Annotated in this window: 15 protein-coding genes; 8 read left to right on the top strand and 7 right to left on the bottom strand. The window is 46.9% G+C overall.

Annotation, left to right across the window (positions count from 1 at the left end; translation table 11 throughout):
• The first annotated feature begins 12 nt into the window (after positions 1-12).
• From DXN04_RS05165 to DXN04_RS05150, 4 genes are read left to right on the top strand one after another with little or no spacing between them, the layout of a single operon-like run.
• Positions 13-1,353, top strand: a complete 1,341-nt coding sequence (locus DXN04_RS05165; protein WP_116852209.1) for a sensor histidine kinase — start codon at positions 13-15, stop codon at positions 1,351-1,353.
• Positions 1,354-1,380: 27 nt separating this feature from the next.
• Positions 1,381-2,769, top strand: coding sequence for a TolC family protein (locus DXN04_RS05160; protein ID WP_116852208.1), 1,389 nt, complete (start codon positions 1,381-1,383; stop codon positions 2,767-2,769).
• Positions 2,770-2,773: 4 nt separating this feature from the next.
• Positions 2,774-6,013 carry an efflux RND transporter permease subunit gene (locus DXN04_RS05155; RefSeq protein ID WP_116852207.1) on the top strand — a complete coding sequence of 1,080 codons (3,240 nt, stop codon included), beginning with the start codon at positions 2,774-2,776 and terminating at the stop codon, positions 6,011-6,013.
• Between the two features lie 4 nt (positions 6,014-6,017).
• Positions 6,018-7,151 carry an efflux RND transporter periplasmic adaptor subunit gene (locus DXN04_RS05150; protein WP_233525518.1) on the top strand — a complete coding sequence of 378 codons (1,134 nt, stop codon included), beginning with the start codon at positions 6,018-6,020 and terminating at the stop codon, positions 7,149-7,151.
• Between the two features lie 172 nt (positions 7,152-7,323).
• On the opposite strand, the gene DXN04_RS05145 is transcribed toward DXN04_RS05150, so the two are convergent.
• From DXN04_RS05145 to DXN04_RS05130, 4 genes are all read right to left on the bottom strand, one after another.
• Positions 7,324-8,736 (bottom strand): T9SS type A sorting domain-containing protein, encoded by a 1,413-nt coding sequence (locus DXN04_RS05145; protein ID WP_116852205.1) that lies wholly within the window; start codon positions 8,734-8,736, stop codon positions 7,324-7,326.
• A gap of 86 nt (positions 8,737-8,822) precedes the next feature.
• Positions 8,823-10,430, bottom strand: a complete 1,608-nt coding sequence (locus DXN04_RS05140; protein ID WP_116852204.1) for a glycosyl hydrolase family 18 protein — start codon at positions 10,428-10,430, stop codon at positions 8,823-8,825.
• Positions 10,431-10,434: 4 nt separating this feature from the next.
• Positions 10,435-12,840 carry a cellulase family glycosylhydrolase gene (locus DXN04_RS34720; RefSeq protein WP_158568848.1) on the bottom strand — a complete coding sequence of 802 codons (2,406 nt, stop codon included), beginning with the start codon at positions 12,838-12,840 and terminating at the stop codon, positions 10,435-10,437.
• A gap of 153 nt (positions 12,841-12,993) precedes the next feature.
• Positions 12,994-13,827 (bottom strand): CvfB family protein, encoded by an 834-nt coding sequence (locus tag DXN04_RS05130; RefSeq protein ID WP_116852203.1) that lies wholly within the window; start codon positions 13,825-13,827, stop codon positions 12,994-12,996.
• 58 nt (positions 13,828-13,885) lie between these two features.
• Here DXN04_RS05130 and DXN04_RS05125 point away from each other — a divergent pair, with 58 nt between their 5' ends.
• Positions 13,886-14,872, top strand: a complete 987-nt coding sequence (locus DXN04_RS05125; RefSeq protein WP_116852202.1) for an ion channel — start codon at positions 13,886-13,888, stop codon at positions 14,870-14,872.
• Here the strand turns inward: DXN04_RS05125 and DXN04_RS05120 are convergent.
• Together DXN04_RS05120 and DXN04_RS05115 are read right to left on the bottom strand one after the other, a co-directional pair.
• Positions 14,865-15,374, bottom strand: coding sequence for a YdeI/OmpD-associated family protein (locus tag DXN04_RS05120; RefSeq protein WP_116852201.1), 510 nt, complete (start codon positions 15,372-15,374; stop codon positions 14,865-14,867). The genes DXN04_RS05125 and DXN04_RS05120 overlap by 8 nt on opposite strands.
• Before the next feature lie 68 nt (positions 15,375-15,442).
• Positions 15,443-17,719: a GH92 family glycosyl hydrolase gene (locus tag DXN04_RS05115; RefSeq protein WP_199414985.1), complete on the bottom strand. Its 2,277-nt coding sequence runs from the start codon at positions 17,717-17,719 to the stop codon at positions 15,443-15,445.
• Positions 17,720-17,822: 103 nt separating this feature from the next.
• On the opposite strand from DXN04_RS05115, the gene DXN04_RS05110 reads away from it, so the two are divergent.
• Positions 17,823-18,323, top strand: coding sequence for a GNAT family N-acetyltransferase (locus DXN04_RS05110; RefSeq protein WP_116852200.1), 501 nt, complete (start codon positions 17,823-17,825; stop codon positions 18,321-18,323).
• On the opposite strand, the gene DXN04_RS05105 is transcribed toward DXN04_RS05110, so the two are convergent.
• Entirely contained in the window at positions 18,316-20,046 is a 1,731-nt protein-coding gene (locus DXN04_RS05105) for a glycoside hydrolase family 13 protein (protein ID WP_116852438.1), read from the bottom strand. The genes DXN04_RS05110 and DXN04_RS05105 overlap by 8 nt on opposite strands.
• Positions 20,047-20,166: 120 nt before the next feature.
• Here DXN04_RS05105 and treZ point away from each other — a divergent pair, with 120 nt between their 5' ends.
• Positions 20,167-21,987: a malto-oligosyltrehalose trehalohydrolase gene (gene treZ, locus DXN04_RS05100; RefSeq protein WP_116852199.1), complete on the top strand. Its 1,821-nt coding sequence runs from the start codon at positions 20,167-20,169 to the stop codon at positions 21,985-21,987.
• Positions 21,974-24,613, top strand: a complete 2,640-nt coding sequence (gene treY / locus DXN04_RS05095; protein WP_158568846.1) for a malto-oligosyltrehalose synthase — start codon at positions 21,974-21,976, stop codon at positions 24,611-24,613. The genes treZ and treY overlap by 14 nt, the downstream gene beginning before the upstream one ends.
• Positions 24,614-24,658: the final 45 nt, after the last annotated feature.

Genomic DNA, 24,658 nt, shown 5'->3' with positions numbered 1-24,658 from the left:
AAAGAACTGGTCATGAAACTCGTCAACAAATTTACTTTATGGTATCTCTGTATCACGCTGGCGGCCATGCTGGCCGGTATCGGTATCGCCTATTATAAGGTAAAATCGGAGATCGATGAGGCTGAAATAAGCCGGCTCAAGGTCTACAATGACCTCATGGCCCAGACTATGCGCAATGGCGTAAGTCCGGATACCTACCTCCGTGGCAGGCCCGCTGAAATAAAAGTATTGAAGCAAAATGAAATACCTGTCAACAAGCATGAAGTGTACGAACATACCTTCTACAACACGATGCTCAAACACAGGGAATGTCGCCTCACGGTTACTTCCTATTATAATATAAATGGCACTTACTACAGTATCTGCTCCTATAATTATATTACGAAGGCAAACGAAATTCTTACAGGACTGGCCAGCTCCTTTATCTGGATCTTCTCCATCCTGTTCCTGCTCACAGCTTTGTCTGCAAGGTTCGTATCCCGTATCATCCTGGCACCATTCAACAGAACGCTGAAGAGAATACAGCGCTTCAACCTTAAACAGAAACAAAGACTTTCTCTTCCGGTACCCAATGCCAAAGAACTGAAAGCCCTCAATAGCTTTTTGAATAACATGACTGACAAGGCGCTGGATGACTATCGTGCACTGAAAGAGTTTACAGAAAACGCCTCCCATGAATTGCAGACACCACTGGCTATACTACGCAGCAAGCTGGAACTGCTCACAGAATCATACCTGCATGGAAAAGACGTAGACACTGTCATGTCACTCATCAGTGATATGCAGAATGCCATCGAGAAATTATCAAGGATTAATAGCTCCCTGACACTGCTGGCAAAGTTGGAGAATAATGAATATGATGATAAACGGACTATTTCATTCTCCGGCCTGCTGACAGAAACTTTAAACAGCTTTTCAGAATTACTGGACATGAAGTCCATCTCATTGTCCCGCAATATTTATAAAGGTATCGCACTACAGCTGCATCCTGCCCTGGCAGACATTCTCCTGGGTAACCTGCTGAGCAATGCCATCCGTCATAATACTACTAATGGAAACATTGAGGTCCACCTCACCAGGGAAAAACTCGTGATCAGCAATACAGGTCTCCCTCCTGAAGTACCTACCAGTGAGCTCTTCGGCCGCTTCAAGAAAGGCAACAAAAGAAGTGATTCCATCGGTATCGGTCTCGCAATCGTAAAACAGATCTGCGATCTCAACCACTTCACCATCCAATACGACTATGCCAATGGATGGCACACCATTCAAATTATTTTCGATGAATCAATAGGTGCTTTAAAGTCAGGGGTAAACGAAGACGTGCTCACACCACGCCGCGAGCTGCTGCATTAAGGTATCATGGTCTAATGTTCAATTATCATGCAAAGAAAAAAACTCGTCTGTCTCTTTCTCCTGCTCCTCTATGGACCAGCGAAGTTGGCACACGCACAGGTTTTGACACTCAAAGATGCGGTGCAGACTGCACTGGCCAACTACGGGACCATCAAGGCCAAAGCCAATTACTTAAAAGCGTCCCAGTCAACAGCGCAGTCCGTGAAGCGGGAATACCTGCCTAACCTGAACGTGGCCGGACAGCAGGATTATGGAACCATCAACGGGATCTTTGGCCCCTCCTACGGTTTGAATGGTCTTGCTGTAGCCTCATCAGGCCCTACCCTCGCGCAAAACAACTGGAACTCAGCTTTTGGTGGATTATACCTGGCCAATGTTAACTGGGATTTCTTCTCCTTTGGCCGTATTAAGGAAAAAATTAAAACTGCGCAGGCTACAGTCGAGAGAGACTCTGCTGACCTGGCACAGGAAAAATTTCAGCATGAAGTAAGAGTAGCTTCGGCTTACCTCAACCTTCTCGCTGCTCAGCGCCTCACACGCAGCTGGAAGAACAACCTTGACAGGGCTGATACCTTCCGAGCGGTCGTAGTGACCCGCGTAAACAATGGTCTGATCGCCGGCGTAGATTCATCTCTCGCCAATGCGGAAGTATCCAATGCACGTATTGCATATACTAATGCAAAGGACAACGAACAGACCCAGGCCAACAACCTGGCAGTACTGATGGGCGTACCGGTACAGGAATTTGTACTCGATACCGTGTTCATTAAGCAGATCCCTACCGCTGTGGCAGATTCTGCTGACATCGTGAACAACCCTACCCTGAAGTACTATGAAAACCAACTCAAGGTCAACCAGGAACAGGCGAAGTATTTACAAAGACTGTACTACCCTACCTTCTCCTTCTTTGGTACGATGCAAACGAGAGGTTCTGGCTTTGGTACTAACTACGCCGCAGATCAGTCAGATTATACACATGCTTACTGGGATGGTGTGAAGCCCAGCCGGAGCAACTATCTGCTGGGTATCGGTGTAACATGGAACCTAACTTCTATACTCAGGGTCAATAAACAGGTAGCAGCGCAGAAATTTACTGCATCAGGTATACAGGATCAATACGATCTAGTAAAGCAACAGCTCACCGCGCAGTTAAAACTGTCTGATACCAGAATGAAGAATGCACTGGACAACTACAGGGAAGCGCCCATCCAGGTGACAGCAGCATCCGATGCTTATAACCAGCGCACTGTATTGTACAAAAACGGGTTGAATACAATCGTGGATGTAACGCAGGTGTTGTATACACTGAACCGTGCAGAGACAGACCGTGACATCGCATACACGAACGTATGGCAGGCATTGCTGCTGAAAGCAGCCGCCAGTGGTAATTTTTCTCTTTTCATTAATGAATTTTAATTAGATGAACCTGATAAGATCGGCATTACGCAAACCCATTACCATCCTGGTGATCGTGGCCGCCCTGTTCTTTTTCGGTGTGGGCGCGGTCAGGACCATCAAGGTGGATATATTTCCAAAACTGGACCTTCCGGTAATGTATATATCGCACCCCTTCGGTGGCTACACCCCTTCCCAGATGGAGGCCTTCTTTGGTAAACAATATGTAAATATCCTCCTCTATGTAAATGGTATCAAAAGTATAGAGACGAAAAATATACAGGGTCTCTCACTCCTGAAAGTGAGCTTCTATCCGGGTACTAACATGGCACAGGCACAGGCGGAACTCGCCGCCTTTTGTAACCGTGCCCAGGCTATCTTCCCGCAAGGATCACAGCCTCCGTTCATCCTGCGTTTCGATGCCTCTACCCTGCCAGTTGGTAACCTGGTACTGAGCAGCGACAAGCGTAATAACAACGAACTGCTGGACCTCGCAAACACTTATGTGCGTTCGTCCTTCACACAGATCCCTGGTCTGTTGTCAGCCCCTCCTTTCGGTGGTAACATCCGTACTGTGGTGATCAAAGTAGATCCTACATTATTACGATCTCACAACCTGACTCCTGACCAGGTAGTGGAAGCGCTGCGTCTCAACAACCAGGTATCTCCTTCCGGTAACGTGCGTATCGGCGATAAGAACTATATCACACCGGTAAACACGACCATTCATACTATAAAAGATTTCGAAGATATTCCACTCTTTAAAGGTGGTGCGCAAACCCTCTTCCTTCGCGACGTAGCGACTGTAGAAGATGGTGCGGACATCACCGCAGGTTATGCACTGGTAAACGGGCGTCGTTCCATTTACCTGTCTGTAGCCAAGAATGGTGATGCCTCTACCTGGGATGTGGTACAGAAACTGAAAGCAGCTATTCCAAGATTCCAGGCACAGTTACCGGATGATGTGAAGCTGTCTTTTGAATTTGACCAGTCCGTATATGTGATCAACGCTGTAAAAAGTCTGATCAGTGAGGGTACAATTGGTGCGGTGCTCACAGGTCTGATGGTATTACTCTTCCTGGGTGACCCACGGGGTGCACTCATTGTAATCCTTACGATCCCGACTTCTATCATTGCGGCAGTGCTCTGTCTTAAGTTAGCCGGGCAAACGATCAACATTATGACACTGAGTGGCCTTGCACTGGCCATCGGGATATTGGTGGATGAGAGTACGGTGACGATAGAAAACATTCACCAGCACCTGGATATGGGAAAGCCGAAAGGCCTGGCGATCTGGGATGCGTGTAAGGAAATCGCCTTCCCGAAACTCCTCATCCTCTTCTGTATCCTCGCTGTATTTGCACCAGCATTTACCATGGGTGGTATTCCGGGTTCATTGTTCCTGCCTCTGGCACTCGCGATTGGTTTTGCAATGATCATCTCTTACTTCCTGGCGCAGACCTTTGTACCTGTAATGGCTAACTGGCTCATGAAAGAACATGGGCATGGCACTCCACAGGATTACAAACCTGATGGGCTGGAAGAAGATACCTGGGATGAAAAGAAAATGCTCGTTGAACATCCACACGGCGGCCATGATGCGCCACTGACTAAATTCGATAAGTTCCGTAACCGCTTTATGCGCTTCATAGAGCGTATCATGCCGGCACGTAAGCTCATCGTAACCATTTATATTATTGGTGGTATGGGGCTGGTAGTTTTGCTTCTGAACCACATTGGCCGTGACGTATTGCCACATAGCAACGGTGGTCAGTTCCAGCTTCGCCTGCGTGCACCGGATGGTACCCGTGCCGAAGTAACGGAAGCAAAAACACTGAAAGCAATTAATACGATCAGGGATCTGGTTGGACCGGAAAATGTATCTATCACTTCTGCTTATATCGGTCAGCACCCGGGTCTGTTCTCTACGGCCCCTATCTATCTCTGGATGGCAGGTCCGCAGGAAGCAGTTATTCAGGTAGCCCTGAAAGAAGAATATAAAACAAACATTGACGAGCTGAAAGATAAGATCAGGGCAAAACTGAAAGAAGTGGAACCCGATGTGAGGCCATCCTTTGAGCCAATTGAACTGACTGAAAAAATCCTGAGCCAGGGTTCACCTACGCCAATCGAGGTAAGGTTCTCCGGCAGAAACAGGAAACAGGCGGAGCAATATGCTAATAAAATGATCGCGAAACTGAAAGAGATTCCTTTCCTCCGCGACGTACAGCTGGGACAATCTACCAAGTATCCTTCGCTGAAAATCGAGATCGACCGTTTAAGGGCTGCCCAGCTGGGTATTGACCTGGCGACCATCTCCCGTACGATCACCGCTTCCACTTCATCGTCCCGCTATACTGAGAAAAATGTATGGGTGGATGAAAAGCAGAACCTGAGCTACAACGTACAGGTGGAGATCCCGGAAAATAAAATGACAGACATTCATTCAATCGAGGAATTACCTTTACTGCCAAACAGTGCGCGGCCGGTACTGGGTGATGTAGCGACCATCACACCTGACACCACGCTGGGTGAAGCAGATAACCTTGGTGCAATGCCAACCCTGTCAGTCACTGCCAACCTCAATAACATTGACCTTGGTACAGCTACGACAGCAGTAAACAAAGCTATCAAATCGCTTGGTGAAATGCCGCGTGGTCTGACTGTGGACCTGGTAGGTCTGACTTCTACACTGACAGATACACTGGATAGCTTACAGAGTGGTCTGGTAGTAGCGATCATCGTGATCTTCCTGATGCTGGCGGCCAACTTCCAGTCCTTCAAGGTATCGGCGGTAGTACTTGCTTCCGTACCTGCGGTATTGTTAGGTTCACTCACCCTCCTTATATTGACGGGTTCTACCCTGAACCTCCAGTCTTATATGGGTATCATCATGTCCGTGGGCGTATCGATCTCCAATGCGGTGCTGATGGTGACGAATGCAGAGCAGTTACGCCGTCATAACGGTGATGCGATCGTCTCTGCAAAAGAAGCTGTCGCATTGCGTCTCCGTCCGATCCTGATGACGAGTCTTGCGATGGTAGCTGGTATGATCCCAATGGCAAGTGGCCTGGGTGAAACCGGTGACCAGACATCTCCGTTGGGTCGTGCGGTAATCGGTGGTCTGATTGCCTCCACCTTTAGTACCCTCTTCTTACTGCCACTGGTATTCTCATGGGCACAGGGTAAAGCCAGCACCAAGTCCGTATCCCTGGATCCGGAAGATAAAGAAAGTAAAAACTATGTACCATCCTTGTATGAATAGTCATATGAAAAAGAATAGATTAATATCCAATACAATATTACTGTGCAGCGTACCCGCCATGCTGCTCCTGAACAGCTGCGGACACACAAAAGGTGAATCAGAAAAAGAAAGCGCTGCGACTGAAGTGCCGGCTACACCGGTTGTTGCTGCACAGAAAGGGAAGTTATCCTCTTCCCTGAAACTGCCTGGTGAACTGATCGCCTTCCAGCAGGTGGACATCTACGCCAAGGTAAGCAGCTTTGTAAAGAAGCTGAACGTGGACGTAGGATCTGAAGTAAACACCGGCGATCTGCTGGTGACCATGGAAGCACCGGAGCTGACCGCTCAGCTGAATGCGGCTGAATCCAGGCTCAAATCACAGGAAGCGATCTATGTAGCCAGCAAGGCAAACTACGATCGTTTATACACCACCAGTCTTACGCCCGGTACCGTTTCTAAAAACGACCTGGACCAGGCAAAGGCTAAGATGAATTCTGATTTGGCCAACCTGGAAGCAGCGAAATCTTCTTACAGGGAAGTAAGTGATACCAGGAACTACCTGGAGATCCGCGCTCCATTCAGTGGTATTATCACTGCACGTAATGTGAGTGCAGGTGCGTATGTAGGCCCGACCGGTAAAGGTTCTGAACTGCCTATCGTTACCCTGCAGGAACAACACAAACTGCGTCTGGTGATCTCTGTACCTGAATCCTACACCAGCTACCTGGCTAACAATAGTGAAGTAAACTTCACGGTAAAAGCATACCAGGGCAAACAGTTCACTGCTAAGGTTAACCGCCTGGCAGGTGCACTGGATGCACGGCTGCGTTCTCAGCGTATAGAAATGGATGTGACTAATAATGATAAGAAACTGCTGCCAGGTATGATTGCTGAAGTAAACATTCCGATGAATACTGCGGATAGTGCTTTCATTCTGCCTAAGACAGCAGTAGTGAATTCTACAACAGGGGTATTCGTAGTGAAAGTAGAAAATAACAAGGCAGTGCATGTACCTGTATCTACAGGTAGAGAAGTGGATGGCAGGACTGAAGTATTCGGAGATCTGAAAACGGGCGACCTGATTGTAGCGACTGCGACTGAAGAAAACAGGGATGGTCAGGATATAAAGAAAACTACATTACAGAAGGATAGTAAATAATTAGAAAGGATCCGATAGGTTAAGATAATTACAAAGGAAGTACTACTCAACAGGCAAAAAACCAATAAACGGAAACCATCGGGAACCACTGGTAAGGATTTAAGAAACAACAGACTGGACAAAGCGTCAAAAAAAGAAAGCATCTCCATTGAGATGCTTTCTTTTTTGTTTTCTACTGAATTACAATCTTCTTCGTGTAGCTCTTTCTGCCATTCGTCACCACTACCACATACACGCCGGCAGGTAAATCTCTTACCTCCAGGGCAATGCGTGCGGCATTGTCTTTCCTTTCTGCCACTACCTTCTTGTTCACATCTATCACAGATACATATACTGGTTCCTTACCATCGTATTTACCCACATTGACGGTCAGAGTACCGCCTTTCAATACAGGGTTAGGATACACAGTCAGATCTGCACTCTCTTTTTCAGCAGCTGCGGCAGTTACCGCTTCTACCTTTGCGGAGCTTACCTTGTCATTCCAGGTGCTTACATCCAGCAAGGATACATCGGAAGTGAGTACCAGGGAGGCACCGGAGAAATTGTCATTTGCATATAAAGTCACCTTGTAACCAGGAGTGACTTTTACAGAAGTAATGTCGTCATTGATAGCACCATATGCTTTCAGCGCAGTCAGGTTGTAGCTACCAACAGGCAATGAGATACCATAACCACCATAGTTGATATCCTGGTACATATATGCAGCGATAGTGACTGGTGCATAAGTGATCGGGAAATCAAGCTGTGCCTGGTTGAATTGACTTTCGTACGTGGAATTCCAGCCAAATGCGGTGGTAGCCTGTGATTTCAGACTTACCCCTGCTGCTGCGCTCCAGAAGTGAATGAACTCACCCATGTTCAGGGAACGGGCGTAGTCGCTGCCACTCCTGGGAAAATAAGAAGATAATAATACAAAATACCTGTTCAGTACTTTGCTACCGCCATACTGGCTGTAAATAGGATAGAACCAGTCGCGGAACCAATGTGTACCAGTAACCGGGAAATTGTCCGTAGTATTGGTAAAAGTGGTATACACCCGGGCGGCATCGCTGGTCATACCAAGTCCCTGGTAAACGTCGTAGATGTAGATTTCCGCCCACTTGCTGTCTCCCCAGATCCCGAAGGCAGGTGAGTTGTGTGCATTCTTGGAATCGCCTTCTACAATGTGACCTACTTCGTGGGTAAGCAGGTCATGATCGCCACCGCTGGCGCTTGTCCATGGACCAGGACCTACATCCGCCACATCGCGGTTGTCATGGCTGGCATCGAAATAGCCGGAAGGGTGCCCCCCACTGTACTTGTTGGTATGCATTACAACAAACAAGTGCGGATCAGCGCCAAACCAGCCATAGGTTTTTTTGGTGTACCGCCATACATCGCCCATGTACTGATAGGGCCAGGTAACGGAAGTACTTACGTCATTGTCGTAGTAGACAGCCACGTCGTTGTCATAGAATTTCCTAGTCAACAATTGATTGTGCTCAAACCAGTGTTCCTGCCAGGTAGCAGGTGGCGTCTGTGCATCTACCCGGTTGAAGGCTGAGCAGCCCATCAATAAAAGCGCATACAGTACTTTTCTTTTCATGGTTATTGTTTATAAGGGGGTGATAAAAAATCGTGGAAACACAGGACCGGTCATATGCGCAATGACCGGTCCTGTAAGGATACGTTTTACAGTATCAGGACCTGTTTAGTAAAAATCTGATTGCCATAGGTGATCACGACTACATACATCCCGGGGACCAGGTTACCAGTGGAAATACTAACGCGGGCAGTTCCCGCTTTCTTATAGAGTAAAGTTCGTTGATAGAGATCTTTAACTGTTACCTGCAAGGGGCTTTTTCCGTCATAGCCGGCAACATTTATCGTCAGTTCGCTTCCCTTGCTGACCGGGTTAGGATATACTACCAGGCCGGTTTCAGTTTTCAAACTTACCACACTATCCTGACTTGCAGCAATTCTCGCAGCAGATATCTCTGCCCAGGAGAACGTTTCCCAGCCCTGGGCCGTAGTGCGGTTGCAGGTCATAGCAGCAGCTCCATCTTCTGAGGAGACATACAAACCGTTATTTCCACGTAAAGAAACCGTACCATCCGCATTTTGAATCCAGTCAAATTTCTCCCAGTCGTCCGCCACGGTTCGGTTACAGTTCATGGCCTGCTCCCCGTTTTCAGAAGATACAAAATAGCCACCATTGCTTAATGTAATTTTTCCATTACCGCCATCGCCTACCAGGAACTGGTTCCAGCCGGCTACTGCAGTAGCGTTGCAATACATCGGGTTCACATTACCTTTTGAGCTCACATACTGACTATTATTTCCTTTGAGCCAGATGGTTTTGCCAATAGGGGCAGTGGTCGTATTGCCATTATTGACTACATCTTTGATAGCGGACAATAAAGAGTAGGTGCCAGTGGCATCCTGGGCAATCTCCCAGATCATGATACCGGCTGCCTGGCTGAGGGCTAAGGAAGTCTTGTTTTTGATGGTTGTAATGCCATTATAGCCAATATCTCCATAGCGGTCAGCATAAGGATCGGCTCCCATGCCCAGGAGCGTGGCAAAGCCGTAATCGCCACTCCAGTCGCGGCGGCCATAGAAGGGTACACCCAGTACTGCTTTTTCTTTTGGTAATCCACGACCTAACCAGTAATTCAGGCACTGAACGGCCAGGTTGTAGGTGGAGTGATCCGGAGGGTTATCATCATACGCCATGATGTTGAGCCAGTCTGCAACAGGGAATAAGGTACTTAGAAAACTATCATCACCATAATCACCTATTACAGCCGCTGTAGCCACACGGCCATTGGCATGCATAGCAGTGGCCAGCTGAGACATTAAAGTCACAAATGCGCTGGCCTGCGTGCCTGCATTAGGGTATTCCCAGTCCAGGTCTACCCCATCCAGGTTATAGGTGTTACAGAAGTTCACCATATTGTTTACAAAGGTGGTTCTGCCACTGGCGGTAAGTGAGAAAGTACGGAAACCCACATCTCCGCCGCCACCACCTACGGAGATGATGACTTTTACCCCTGCGGCATGAGCAGCTGTGACCAGGCTTCTGAGCCTGGCAGGATCGTCAGGTGCCTGCAGGCTACCATCTGAATTAGGGATCAGGAAAGCGTAATTGATATGTGTCAGTTTGCTGTATTGAATAGCGCTGACTGAACCTTCCCAGTTAGGGAAATAGCCAATCACTTTGAATTGTGAAATGGCGTGTAAGGTAAGGGTGAGGAGGATTGCCATGAGACAAAGACTCCTGCGGTATAATGATTGCATAGGATTATTGGATTAATACTTTTTGCGTATAGGTTTTGTTACCGTGGGTAATCTTCAACACATAAAAACCAGCTGCTACATTGCCCGTAGCGATGCTCACTTTACCGGCATTTTCTTTCCGGTAAACAATAACCTTTTGGTTGACATCGACCAGTGCTACCTGTAATGGAAACTTAGCATCATAATTTTTTAAATGAATAGCCAGGGTGCCTCCTTTGGCTACGGGATTGGGATATACCAGCACACCACTTTCCGAATGCACCGTCACATCATCCGTTACAGCCGCCTTACGTGCCGCCGTAGCCGGTACAATTCCAAACTTAAACTGCTCCCATCCCTGCGGATAGGTCCTGCTACAGGTCATCTCTGCCGCACCATTCTCTGAAGACACATACAGTGCATTGCTACTCCTCAACGATACAGTACCATTGTCATTTACAATCCAGTCAAATTTCTCCCAGTCCTGCGCGGTGGTCCGGTTGCAAGTCATAGACTGCGTACCATTTTCAGAGGAGACAAAGAAGCCACCATTACTCAAGGTGATTTTGCCATTTCCACCATCGCCGACCAGAAACTGATTCCAGCTTTGTACCGCTGTCGCATTACAATACATCGGATTTACATTGCCTTTTGAGCTCACATACTGACCGTTATTTCCCTGCAACCAGATGGTCTGACCTATGGGCGCTGTATTGGTCACTTCTCCCCAGGTGAAGGCTTCCCAGCCACTGGCGCTGGTTCTGTTGCAGGTCATGGCCTGTGTACCATTCTCAGAGGAAACGTATAAGCCATTGCTACTTTTTAGAAAGATGGTTCCATCTGGATTCACGATCCAGTCAAACTTCTCCCATCCCTGGTATACATTGCGGTTACACGTAATAGCCTGAGTACCGTTTTCGGAGGAGACAAACAGCGCGCTGTTCCTTAATGCTATTTTGCCATTCCCGGCATCTACTACGTAGAATTTATTGTAGGTTCCTACCGAGTTACTATCACACCACATTGCCCCGCTGCCTCCCCTGGAACTCACATATTTGCCATTAAAGCCTTTCAGCCAGATCGTTTTGCCTACAGGCCCGTTGGCGGCTTGTCCGGGTGCTACGGCGGCAATCGTGTTTGTGTTTTTGATATTATTAGCGAACTTGATGTTGTTCAGTACAGCACTCATATTGCCGGCACCATCCAATACGGAAGGGCCTGTGAGCCGCAGCAGTGCAGCGTTTTCTCCGGCTGTGAGTCGCTTGTAAGTCCAGTGACACCAGCCGACACCAATACTATTCATGGCGGCGATATTGGCAGAGAGCCAGTCATTGCTGTTTTCACCTGTTTCCCCTACCCATACCGGTACATTGTAGGTATTTCTCCAGGCAACAATATTGGCCAGGTCAGAGATCTGGTTAGGATCGCTGTTACCTACCGTTACATCTGTAGAATTCCAGTAGCGGTGGGAATTGTATACCAGGTTAGTAGGATTGGTAAAGGTATACGGCTGCATACTTCCGTAATTGTTACCATAGCCGTTTCCTTCTACCATCAGCAGGTGGGTATCACCTTCTGCACGGACGGCATTGATCAGTCTTTCAAAGATGTCATGCACAGTGGTATTACTGGGCACCTTGTGTGGTTCATTGATCAGGTCATAAAAAGCTACTCCGTCATTGTTGATATAATGACGGGAAAGCGCCTGCCATAAACGAACGGTCATATTACCGTAAATGGCCTGGTTGTACAGGTCATTGCCCACAAAACCATCGTTGATGTTGTGGTCCATACCCTGGGAACCGGGTGCGGCGTGGAGGTCTAAAATCACGTACATGTTGTTCGCCGCCGTCCATTTCAGCAGACTATCGGCCAGGCGGAAACCCTCGGTGTTGGTATCAGTGAACAGGGTATTATTGTTATACCATGTTGTGAGGGCACTGATGTAGGTGGAGACTGCACTTGCGCTGGCATTGGCATGAATCACTTTCAGCCTTTCCGCCCGCTGGGCAGTGGTGAGAAAGAGCTCATAGTGCATGGGCAGGCGCACACAGTTGAAACCGAGAGAGGCAATGTAGTCAATGTCGGCTTTGGTGATAAAATTGTTACGCCAGCTTTGGTAGAAGGCCTCTACCTGGGCATCAGACTGCCCCTGGTCGTAAAGGTATTTCTTGACGGACCACTGGGGGCCATCGCCGCCTTCTTTCATCATATATCCTTCCTGGATTAGCCAGGCACCAAGGCCTACTCCTTTCAGGATGACTTCCTGTCCGGAAGCATTGACGATACGTTTACCATCGGCGTGGAGACGTGAAAGTTGGGCGTTGGCGGGTGTCAGCTTCAGACATGCTAACAGACAGCCGATAATGAGAAAGGATTGCTGTACGCGGCGGATTAGCCCGTACAACCGGTTTTTGTAATGGATCATCATAGAGGGTTTGTTAAAATGGTTTTTTGAATAAAAAATGGTACAGCGCTTAGTAAAAAAGGGAAGTCGTTTGGGGCATAAAATAGTACCAGCCAGACATGAAAATTATTTAATATAAAAAAAGCCGGATCACTGGGTGACCCGGCTTATAACACTTTATTCTTCAATTAGTTTGATGCCTGTTTTCGTAAACTCAATCTTTCTCGCTTTGTACAAACTACCGGTTGTCATCTTAAAAGTCTTCTTACTCATACTGAAGAAGGCATAAATCTCCTCTGGATCTGATTTGTCATGATAAGGCAAATACCCGTCATTTTCCTTCAGTAACCTCATTATCTTCTCGCCCTCATTCTCCACTCTCTTATACCCCATTTCACCCGCGGACACATCCAGCTTATTCTCATCCTTCACCGCTTTCACAAATCCCTTCAGTTTATCCCCGATATCCACGGTCCCGAACACATCTCCATAGTGCAACAGGCCTGTATGTTTCTGATTCACAATACATACAAATCCCAGATCCGTTCTTCTATAGATAATCAGTTCTACAGGATCCTGCTCTTTCACAGTCAGCTCCTCATTACTCAGGTAGGGGTCCAGTTTCTCCGTAGCTGCTACCCTACCCGTTCTTTCATCCAGGTAGATCTTCACCAGGTAGTCCTGTCCCTTCACCATCCTGGTCAGCTGCTTACTTGCCGGCACAAACAAATCTTTCATCAATCCCCAGTCCAGGAAAGCTCCCTGCTCGGTCACCCCTGTACACTTCAGGTTCACAATATCACCCACTACACCATAAGGTTCCTGGTTAGTCGCCGTAAGACGATTTTCCGAATCATGATAAATAAACACCCTGAGCTCATCTCCCCGCTTTGCCCCTTCCGGTACAAAACGTTTTGGCATCAGTATTTCCTGCTCCACGCCGTCCAGGAACAGGCCGTACTCACTCTCCTTCTTGACTCTTAAAAGGTTAAATTCACCTACCTTATACATGTAATATAATATTTGGATAATCGCAAAGGTAAGTAGATTTGTGGTCAAACGCAGGTTTATGGCTTTACTCAAACATATCAATCCTTTCTCGAAAACAAATGAAGATACCGGGTTCAGCGCTACCATCAGTAGCTATGGAGAACGGTTTATCAATAAAGACGGCAGTTTCAATCTCCGCAAAGAAGGCAATCGCCTCTGGGACCGGTACTCCCTTTTTCACATTATGCTTAGCCTGCCTATCTGGGCTTTTGTGCTGGTGATAGTGGGGGCCTTTATCCTTGTCAATCTCATTTACACCAGTATTTACCTGCTGATCGGGGCCGGGGAATTGCAGGGAATCAGTTCCCATACGGCCTGGGGGATTTTTAAAGAAGTCTATTATTTCAGTACTGAGACCTTTACGACGGTGGGATATGGCCGTGTCAACCCGGTAGGTGACGGGGCAAATTTCCTGGCTTCTATTGAGGCCATGAGTGGTTTTCTCTCATTTGCAGTGATAACGGGGCTGATTTATGGCCGGTTTGCCCGTCCCAAGGCTTACCTGGCCTTTAGTGACAAGGCGCTCATTACCCCGTTCAGGGGCCGCAATGCCCTCATGTTCCGCTTTGCCTGCTACAAAGATGGCCACACGCTTACCGATGTCACCGTACAGGTGAATGCAGCTATGCAAATCCATGAAGACGGCAAACAAACCTATCGCTATTATGAACTGCCCCTGGAAAGGCATAAGATTCAAAGTCTGCCTATGAACTGGACGGTAGTACATGTAATAGATGAGCAAAGCCCCTTACTGGGTTTTACGGCGGAAGACATTAAGGTTGCGGACCTGGAATTGTATGTACTGATCAAAGGTTTTAATGATATTTATTCAAATGTGGTGCAGCAAAGGACTTCCTACACCTTTCATGAAATCATTTACAACCATAAATTCGTACCTATGTACAGGGAGACAGCCAAGGGCACTGTTTTGGAAATGCATAAACTGCATGACACCGTGGAGGTAGAAGCGAATGCTGAAATCCTGCCTGTGAGCGCAGTTAGCTGACATTCTTATTTGCCCTGATCATTTCGGGATAGCCCATCTTCCTGGCAAGTGCTGTTACGGCCATCGCAATTCGCTTTGTTTTGGTAGGGGCTGTTTTGGCGCTTTCAATCCATTTCATGAAATAATTCTGGTGTCCTTTGGGGAGGGTATTGAAAAAGCCTAATGCCTCCGGTTCATCCGCCAGGCATTCCATAAATTCCGGTGAGCTCACGGGATTAGGGTTATCATCTACCTGGATCTGTACCTGTAGTTCTGCGCCGGCACGCTTGCCAATACCTTTTCGGAGATCGGCATTCAATGACATGATAAAATGCCCTTCGCCCATAGGGGTCAGTGCAACACCTGCTATTTCAAATTTATCGAGCTTGCCTTTTACCCTGAAGGATTGTTTGAATCCGGGTTTCAATTGCTGTGAGAGTTCAAGAGGGATTTCGATATACGACCATCCCGTCTTCTCTCCCATTTTCTCGAATTTCTTAATAGTGGCTTTGAATTTTATCATAAGTTAAATTTAAATAAAAACGCTTTTGCCAATGGCAAAAGCGTTTTTAAAATCAGGAATTATTATTATCAGATAGGTCTGTCAGCCTGCTTCACACCAAAGGTTGCTGAAGGCTTGCTACCCATATAAATTTCCATTTTACCCCCTTTCATCACATCCTTGTACAGGAAATAAGATTTGTTGTACACAACCCCATTCAGCACCACTTTCTGAATATATTTATTCTCTTTGCTATTGTCTTTTACAACGATCCTGAATTGCTTATTACCGGCTAACCTGATCACTGCCTGGTCCATCAGTGGGGAACCAAATACAAAAGTACCGTTCATAGGGTTCATTGGATAGAAGCCCATTGCAGACAATACATACCATGCACTCATCTGACCTGCATCTTCATTTCCACACAAACCATCAGGCTTATTAGTATAGTACTTATCCATTGATTCTCTCACGATATCTGCGGTTTTCCATGGCTGACCGATCACAGCATACAGGTAAGCAACGTGATGACTAGGCTCATTACCCTGTGCATACTGGCCAATCATACCGGAGATGTCAGGAGAACTACCCTGGCCCAGTGAGGAAGACATATGGAAGAAAGAATCCAGTGAGGTCTGGAATTTCTTTTCGCCGAACAGGTTTACCAGTCCTTTAGCATCCTGCGGTACCAGCCAGGTGTATTGCCAGCCATTACCTTCGCAATAGTCATTGGAACGGTGCTTAGCTTCCAGGGGATCGAATTCTTTCCTGAAACTGCCATCTGCCAGCCGGCCTACGAAGTGACCTCTGGATGCATCCCAATATTGTTTATACAAAGCAGCTCTGCTGGTGAAGTAAGCGGCATCTTTGGTTTTACCAAGTTTCTTTGCCATCTGTGCCACGCCATAATCAGCGATGGCATATTCCAGTCCCCATGCCACAGACTCGATGGTCATGCTATCAGCAGGGATGTATTTTAAATCCTGTACAAACTGCAGACCACCTGTTTTCCTCATAGCAGTGCTTCTTACCGCTTCGTAAGCGAGGGCTACATCCGCAGGGTCCAGCAGTCCTTTCATATAAGCATCAGCAATCACCGGGATAGCCGGGTTACCAATCATACAATCGGTTTCACAACCTTCCAGCGGCCAAACCGGCAGGCGGCCCTGTTGTTTGTACACCATCAGCATAGAATGTACCATGTCCTTTACCAGGGTAGGATCGATCACGGACATCAGGGGATGCAGACCGCGGTAGGTATCCCAGAGGGACATCACGGTATAGTTGGTAAATTTCTGATTGGTATACACTTTCTTGTCAGTACCACGATAATCTCCATTGTGGTCATTGAACACTGCCGGGAAGAAATGACTATGATAGAGTGCTGTGTAGAAGGTTGTCTTCGTTGCATCGTCCGCAGTGAAATCGATCTTGTTCAGATCTTTATTCCATGCCAGATCAGCATCAGCTTTTACTTTTTCGAAATCCCATCCCGGTACCTCAGCGGCGATGTTGCCCAGTGCATTTTCTTCACTCACCGGAGAAATACCTACTTTCAGATAGAGGTCAGGATGGCTGGCGGCGTTAAAGTACATAGCGGCTTTAACACCTTTGCCTGTTGCCTTCGTACCTGCCACAGCGTCGTTGAGATTGAAGAGGTTCAGCTGTGTGATAGGTTGCGAAGTTTTGATCGCAAAGAAGAGGCGCTGATCATTTGCCCATCCTTTGGAGAAACGGTAACCTACAAAAGTCGTATCATTTATCTTTTTGATAGTCGTCTCTACCGGAGCATCCCAGCACATGCTGAATTCCAGGTCAATCAACAGGTGAGCGCTATCAGCATTGTCGAAATGGTAGTGATGGAAACCAACTCTGGTAGTGGCAGTCAGTTCTGCTTTTACCTTGTATTTGTCCAGGTAAGTAGCATAATAACCGGGTTTTACTACTTCGTTGGCTCTCCTGAAATTGGAACCGTAACCAGTGCTCATATCCAGGCGGTGAGCGGGCTGTAATTCCAGGTGGCCACTGGCAGGAACGATCATCAGGTCATTCAGATCCCCGATACCGGTACCACTCAGGTGTGTATGTGTAAAACCAAGAATATCTTCACTGATGTAATTATAACCGCTACACCAATCCCATCCATTGAACTGATCCCAGCTCTGCATCGTCTGACTGGGGCCGAGCTGCACTGCACCATAAGGTACATTCGCACCTACAAAGACGTGTCCATGGCCCTGCGAACCGATGTAGGGATTGACGTACCGGGTAAGAGATTTATCCTGAGCATGGCCTGCCTGTGAAAATAGGCTGGAGGCGAGGATAATAGTTGAAAATAACGTTGAAACTGTGCAATTCTTCTTCAATTCACATAATTTTAGACCTGTTTATAAAATAAGTTGGCAATTAGCTTTCAATACGTGACAATTGCCAAAAATAATGAAATAATTAGCAAAACCCAGCTCAACTATGTTAATCTGCGAAACTGAACGGCTGATTGTTCGCAAGTTTACCCTTGACGACGCTCCCTTTATTATGACCTTGCTCAATTCTCCAAATTGGATTGAGTTCCTTGGCGACAGGAATATCCACACTGTGGCCGATGCGCAGCTCTACCTGACCAATGGCCCGCTGGCGAGTTATGCACAGCGGGAATTCGGACTTTATCTCGTGGCATTGAAAGGCACCAATGTGCCTATTGGGATGAGTGGATTGATCAAAAGAGATGGCCTGGAGCATGTGGATGTAGGCTTCGCCCTGCTACCCGAATATACCGGGCAGGGATACGCCTACGAAGCTACGAAGGCAGTGTTGGATTATGGATACAATACCCTCCGGTTGCCGCATATCGTAGCCATTGCACGGGCCGACAATAAAAATTCTGTTGCTCTCCTGGAAAAACTGGGAATGAAATTTTCAGATAATATAATGCTCCTTGGCATAGAACATCCCTTATGTTTGTTTAAATAGTTTCCTCCTCCAATGGAAGTACTTCAGCTTTTTCTTCCGCAGCGGCAGCTGTTGGCATGACTGGTGGCAAAGGTCCGAAGATCAGGGCCTGATAGGGTGCCAGGTTCAGATTCCCTCCTTCCAGCTCAAAAGTCAGCATATTATTTACGAGCGGCTCTATATCCGCGTCCACCAGGAATGGCAGTTTGTATACTACGGTTTCCTTCGAAAAATTAAGTACGATCAGGAACATGGTCCCGTTCAGTGTGCGCGTATACGTGTAGACCTGTGGATGGGCCGCATCATATAATTGATACCTGCCATAAACCAATACAGGCTGGTGTTTACGCAGCAATACGACCTGTTTGAAGAACTGAAGAATAGAACGATCGTCTTTTTCCTGCGCAGCTTCGTTGATGAGGGTATAATTTTCATTCACTTTGATCCAGGGCTTACCTTCGGTGAAACCGGCATTGGTACTGGTATCCCATTGGAAAGGTGTGCGGCTGTTGTCTCTGGCCGCCATTTGCTGATCCAGGAGAAAACGGGCAGTGTCCTCCCCTTTGCTTTGCAGGTATTTGTACATATTGATGGTATCGATGTCTTTATAATCATCAATACTTTCAAAACGGATGTTCGTCATACCGATTTCATCGCCGTTGTAAAAGATGGGAGTTGCCCGCATGGTGAGGAGAAAAGTAATCAGCATCTTTGCAGATACTTCCCTGTAAGTTTCAATATCACTGCCCCAGCGGCTCACCATTCTGGGTTGGTCATGATTGGTGAGGTAAATGGTGCCCCAGCCACCGGTTTCATATATTTTATCCCAGCTTGTATACAGGCGTTTTAATTCTACAAGGTCAATGCCTTTGGGGTCGGGTCTTTTGTAGGCATCTTTGAGATAGCCAAGGTGCATGCCTTCAAAGTGGTAAAGCATGTGGAGTTCCTTCCTGTTTTCTTCCACGAAATGTAACGCTTCATTGATGGTGATGCCTGCTGCTTCGGCCAGCGTGGTGATATTCGTATTTTCCAGCACTTCCCTGTTCATCTCCTGCAGATAATCATGCAGATGTGGCCCATGTGCGTAATAGGCTCCCCAGTCATGTGTTTCAATTTCCGGCCAGCTGGTGTCTTTGCTGATATAACAAATAGCATCCAGTCTGAATCCATCCACACCCTTATTGATCCAAAAGCGCATGATATCGTATACTTCTTTTCGCACCTGTGGATTTTCCCAGTTCAGGTCAGGCATCTTTGCAGAGAAGTAATGCAGGTAATAGCTATCGGTTGCTTTATTGTAAGTCCATGCCTGGCCGGATGGATCGAAATGACTATAGCGGAAAGGTGGTTTACCTTTTTCAGCAGGCCACCAGTGATAATAGTTATAATAAGGGTTTTCCCTTGACTGGCGGGCACCCTGGAACCAGGGGTGTTCATCGCTGGTATGGTTCACAACCAGGTCCAGCAGCAGTTTAATATTGCGTTGATGCAATCCCTGAAGTAACATATCGAACTCTTTCATGGTGCCGTACTCGGTCATGATATCGTAGTAGTTGCTGATATCATACCCGTTGTCATCATTGGGAGAGCCGAAAATGGGGTTGAGCCAGACGGTGTCTATGCCCAGGCTTTCCAGGTAATCGAGTTTCGATATAATGCCAGCCAGATCGCCGATTCCATCGCCATTGCTATCTTTGAAGCTGCGGGGATATATTTGATAAATGATACTTTCCTTCCACCACATAATTTTTTTTTGTTTGTAACGTGCAATTTTTAAGCCGGTCATACTGTAGAAATAAAACACCGAAAATGGCTCTAAACCCGCTGGCATAATATTCTCGGTAAAAGGTTAAAACTGAATTAATTGAAAACAGAATATACATTTACCGGATCTACCATTCTTGATAATGGAACCGGACTATTTTGTGTTTGGGCTCCCTTCAGAGAATCCGTTTCATTGCTGGTAAAAGCACCGGAGCCCGCCATAATTCCCATGCAGAAGAATGAAGAAGGCTATTGGCATGTAACGGTGCCTGACGCTTCGCCGGGTATGACTTACAATTATTTGCTGGATGGTAAGCTGGAACGGCCTGATCCTGCATCACGATATCAGCCGGAAGGTGTGCATGGTCCATCTGCATTGGTAGGGGATAACTTCAAATGGTCCGATGAAACATGGAAAGGCCTTGATCTGCATGAAATGATCATTTACGAAATTCACACGGGTACATTTACAGCATTGCAGAATTTTAAAGGCATCTTATCTAAACTCAATTATCTCCGCGCACTGGGTATTAATGCCATCGAAATCATGCCCATTGCTCAGTTCCCCGGTCATCGGAACTGGGGTTATGACGGTGTATATCCTTTTGCAGTACATAATACTTATGGTACTCCCAATGAGCTGAAGGCACTTGTAAACGCAGCACACCAATATGGCATTGCTGTGATACTTGATGTAGTATATAATCACCTGGGACCAGAGGGCGCTTATTTTTCGGACTTTGGACCCTGGTATACAGATAAATATAAAACACCCTGGGGTGCGGCGATCAACTTTGACGATGCGCATTCTGATGCAGTGAGAGCTTACTACATACGGAATGCACTGATGTGGCTGGAGGAATATCACATCGACGGATTAAGGCTGGATGCAGTGCATGCCATCTGGGATAGTAGTGCGAAGCACTTTACCGAAGAACTGGCTGAGGCGGTGAATACACTTTCGCATGCCACAGGCAGGAAGAAAATTCTTATAGCAGAAATAGATTTCAACAATCCAAGGTATATCACGCAGCCTGACAAGGGTGGTTACGGTATGCATGGGCAATGGGTGGATGAGTTTCATCATGCATTGCATGTGGTGCTGACGAAAGAGAAGGACGGATATTATGAAGATTTTGATGGACTGCCTTCGCTGGCGAAGGCATGGAGAGACAGCTACGTGTATACAGGACAGTATTCGCAGCACAGGAAGCGGAAGTTCGGAGTGCCACCCCATAATCTTTCCTATGACAAGTTTATTGTGTTTACACAAAACCATGATCAGGTAGGCAATAGAATGCTGGGAGACCGGCTGGCGGCACAGTTGCCGATGGAGGCCAATAAACTGGCGGCAGCGATGTTGTTGTTATCTCCGCATACGCCGATGTTGTTTATGGGAGAAGAATATGGGGAGACACGACCATTTCTTTATTTCACGAGTCATGGAGACGAAGAGTTGTCTAAGGCAGTGAGTGAGGGACGAAAGAATGAATTTAAGGCATTTTCATGGGCGGGTGATGTCCCGGATCCGCAATCGGGCAAAACGTTTGACCAGTCAATACTCTCCTGGCCGACACCCGGGCCTCTGCTGGAATATTACCGGTACCTGATAGCCTTGCGCAAGACAAGAAGAGCTTTGTTGAATACAGAAAGAGATAATATCTGGGTGAACATGCCGCAGCCCGGAGATGTTATATTATCAGTCGAACGCGCGGGTAATGATGATCGTTTGCTGCTCCTGTTCAATTGCAGTGATCAGCAGGCGGTGTTTCTGCATAACCGTCCTCATTTGTTACATAAAAAGTTTGATTCATCAGTAGCTATCTGGCAGGGCCCCGGCCCGACTGCGCCGGATGAAGTTGCAGAGGGTACTGCTATTACTTTACAACCATACTCAGCCATTATATATGAAATCGTATAATCCGCCGACCGCTACATATCGCATACAGTTTCATGCGGGGTTTACATTTAAGCAACTGAAAGAGATTATCCCTTATTTACATACACTGGGCATCTCGACCATTTATGCATCGCCCATTTTTAAGGCAACGCCTGGTAGTCAGCATGGGTATGATGTTACTAACCCGCATATGATCAATCCCGAGATTGGAACGATCGATGAATTGCGGGAAATTCATCAGTTATTACAGCAGCGTGATATGACCTGGTTGCAGGATATTGTGCCGAATCACATGGCGTTTCATGCTGAGAATACGCGATTGTATGACGTGATGGAGCGGGGGCCTTTGTCACCTTATTACTATTATTTTGATATAGACTGGCATCATCCTGATTTTGCAGGAAAGTTGATGGCACCAGTGCTGGGCAAGCCATTAGCCTCGTGTATTGGCGATCATGAGATTAAATTAGGGATCACCCCTTCGGGGTTTACAATCAACTATTACCAGCAGGTCTTTCCGCTTTCGGTGACGGCGTATGAGTTGATCAGCGATCAATTGGTGGATAGTGATGCATTGCCGGTAACGAAGTTGTTTGCTTCTTTGTATCAGCGGGCTACGGCGGGAACATCATTGGATGACTGGACGAGTCAGAAACGGGAGCTGATGGCGGCAGTAAAAGATTTGGGGATCCTGCAGGCATTAGTGGATAAGGTCAATAACAATACTGAGTTATTGACGAAGGTATTAGCCAGACAGGATTACCAGCTAACCTGCTGGAGTGATGCAGATAAGGCGATCAATTACAGGCGGTTCTTTACAGTGAATGAGTTGATAACATTGAGGATGGAGACGCAGGAAGTGTTTAATGAGTATCATACCTTTTTGCATACCTTGTATAGAGAGGGCCTGGTGCAGGGATTGAGGATTGACCATATAGACGGTTTGCAGGATCCGGAGACTTATATAGAGCGGTTGCGGCAGTTGTTTGGGCGTAATTGTTATATCATAGCGGAGAAGATTTTGGAAGCGCAGGAAAGTTTGCCTTATAAATGGGCTTTGCAGGGAACGAGTGGGTATGAGTTTTTGTCTTTCGTGAATCATTTGATAACTTATCAGAAGGGCCTGTTGGAGTTGAAAGAGTTTTATGATTCCTTGCTGGCATCAGAAGGTGGTTCCAATTCATCATCGGGAATGGCTTCTTATGAGGACATTGTATTAGAGAAAAAGAGGCTGATTTTGGAGCGGCATATGGGTGGTGAATGGGAGAACCTGGTTCGCTTGTGTTATACGCTTAAATTGGCGGATGCGAGGGTTAACAGGGATTTATTGAAGGAGGCGATTGGCTTGTTTATGGTTTGTTTGCCGGTGTATCGTTTGTACCCGGGACCGGGGGACACAGCCGTAGATGAGTTGGTAGTGGCTACATTTGCGCGGATGCGGTCATTGAACAGGTCTGCGGAACCGGCTATATTGTTATTAGAGCAGTGGTGGGAGGAGAATAAATTGCCGTTTTTAATGCGGCTGATGCAGTTTACGGGGCCATTGACGGCGAAGGGTGTGGAAGATACTACGTTCTACGTGTATAATGCGTTGCTGTCGTTTAATGAGGTGGGGGATAGTCCGGCGACAGTTCCGGTCAATTTTCACCAGTTGATGATTGTCAGGCAGCAGCAGACTCCGCATTCGTTGAATACGACAGCTACACATGATACTAAGAGAGGAGAAGATGGGAGGATCAGGTTGAATATGTTATCATTATTTACGGAGGAGTGGAAGGAATTGATTGGGAAATGGCGGGAGATGAATCAGCCAGGGATAAAGTTGAATGATGAGTATTTTATTTATCAGAGTATAATCAGTGGGTATGCGGGAAGCGGGAATTCAGGTTCCGGTTATTCAGGTTCCAGTGAGATGTCACCTGAGTTCATTGAGCGGTTACAGCAATATATGACCAAGGCCTTGCGGGAAGGAAAGGTAAATTCGAGTTGGTCTTCGCCGGACGAAGAATATGAAAAAAAGGTGACAGATTTCATTTCGAGGATTTTGCAGTCAGGGCCGTTTTTAGAAACGCTCCTCCCCTTTATTGAAAAACTGGATAGTTATGCTTATGTGGGTTCATTAGTACAGACGTTGGTTAAACTCACTGCTCCAGGGATTCCGGATACTTACCAGGGGACTGAGCTGTGGGATTACAGCTTTGTAGACCCGGATAACAGAAGGGCGGTGGATTATAGTGTTCGCTCTCAGTTACTAAAAGATATATCTGGTATTTCCGGTCCGGCACTATTTGAATACCTGGAAGCTCATAAGAAGCAGGGGGCAGAGAAGCTTTACCTGACCTGGAAGGCATTGCATTGCCGGAAGCATTATCCGAATTTGTTTTTGGAAGGGGATTATCTGCCTTTACAGACGAGTGGTACGAATGTGTTGGCATATGCAAGGGTGTATAAGCAGGAATGGGCGGTAGTGGTGATTCCCTTACCTGATCAGCAGCCGGTAACGGCTTCGGTGTTATTGCCTACGGGGGCTCCGGTGCGTTGGAAAAATATTTTTACGGAGGAGGAGATTGAGGGGAAAGGCGCGATAGAAGCGGATTTGTTGTTTAAGAAGTTTCCAGTGGCGTTGCTGATTCCAGAAAATATTTAGGGAGAAATTTGGAGGTATTGAAAAAGTGCGTACATTTGCATCCCC

The sequence above is a fragment of the Chitinophaga silvisoli genome, assembly GCF_003412465.1.
GTDB lineage: Bacteria > Bacteroidota > Bacteroidia > Chitinophagales > Chitinophagaceae > Chitinophaga > Chitinophaga silvisoli.
Note: the sequence above shows the minus strand (reverse complement) of the source record. Positions and strands in the feature narration are given on the sequence as shown.

Bases quoted from the DNA above. Each gene is read 5' to 3' on its own strand.
- DXN04_RS05145 (WP_116852205.1), bottom strand. From the start codon at position 8,736: ATGAAAAGAAAAGTACTGTATGCGCTTTTATTGATGGGCTGCTCAGCC.
- DXN04_RS05105 (WP_116852438.1), bottom strand. From the start codon at position 20,046: ATGTGGTGGAAGGAAAGTATCATTTATCAAATATATCCCCGCAGCTTC.
- DXN04_RS05130 (WP_116852203.1), bottom strand. From the start codon at position 13,827: ATGTATAAGGTAGGTGAATTTAACCTTTTAAGAGTCAAGAAGGAGAGT.
- DXN04_RS05120 (WP_116852201.1), bottom strand. From the start codon at position 15,374: ATGATAAAATTCAAAGCCACTATTAAGAAATTCGAGAAAATGGGAGAG.
- DXN04_RS05155 (WP_116852207.1), top strand. From the start codon at position 2,774: ATGAACCTGATAAGATCGGCATTACGCAAACCCATTACCATCCTGGTG.
- DXN04_RS05140 (WP_116852204.1), bottom strand. From the start codon at position 10,430: ATGCAATCATTATACCGCAGGAGTCTTTGTCTCATGGCAATCCTCCTC.
- DXN04_RS34720 (WP_158568848.1), bottom strand. From the start codon at position 12,840: ATGATGATCCATTACAAAAACCGGTTGTACGGGCTAATCCGCCGCGTA.
- DXN04_RS05125 (WP_116852202.1), top strand. From the start codon at position 13,886: ATGGCTTTACTCAAACATATCAATCCTTTCTCGAAAACAAATGAAGAT.
- treY (WP_158568846.1), top strand. From the start codon at position 21,974: ATGAAATCGTATAATCCGCCGACCGCTACATATCGCATACAGTTTCAT.
- DXN04_RS05110 (WP_116852200.1), top strand. From the start codon at position 17,823: ATGTTAATCTGCGAAACTGAACGGCTGATTGTTCGCAAGTTTACCCTT.
- DXN04_RS05150 (WP_233525518.1), top strand. From the start codon at position 6,018: ATGAAAAAGAATAGATTAATATCCAATACAATATTACTGTGCAGCGTA.
- DXN04_RS05165 (WP_116852209.1), top strand. From the start codon at position 13: ATGAAACTCGTCAACAAATTTACTTTATGGTATCTCTGTATCACGCTG.
- DXN04_RS05160 (WP_116852208.1), top strand. From the start codon at position 1,381: ATGCAAAGAAAAAAACTCGTCTGTCTCTTTCTCCTGCTCCTCTATGGA.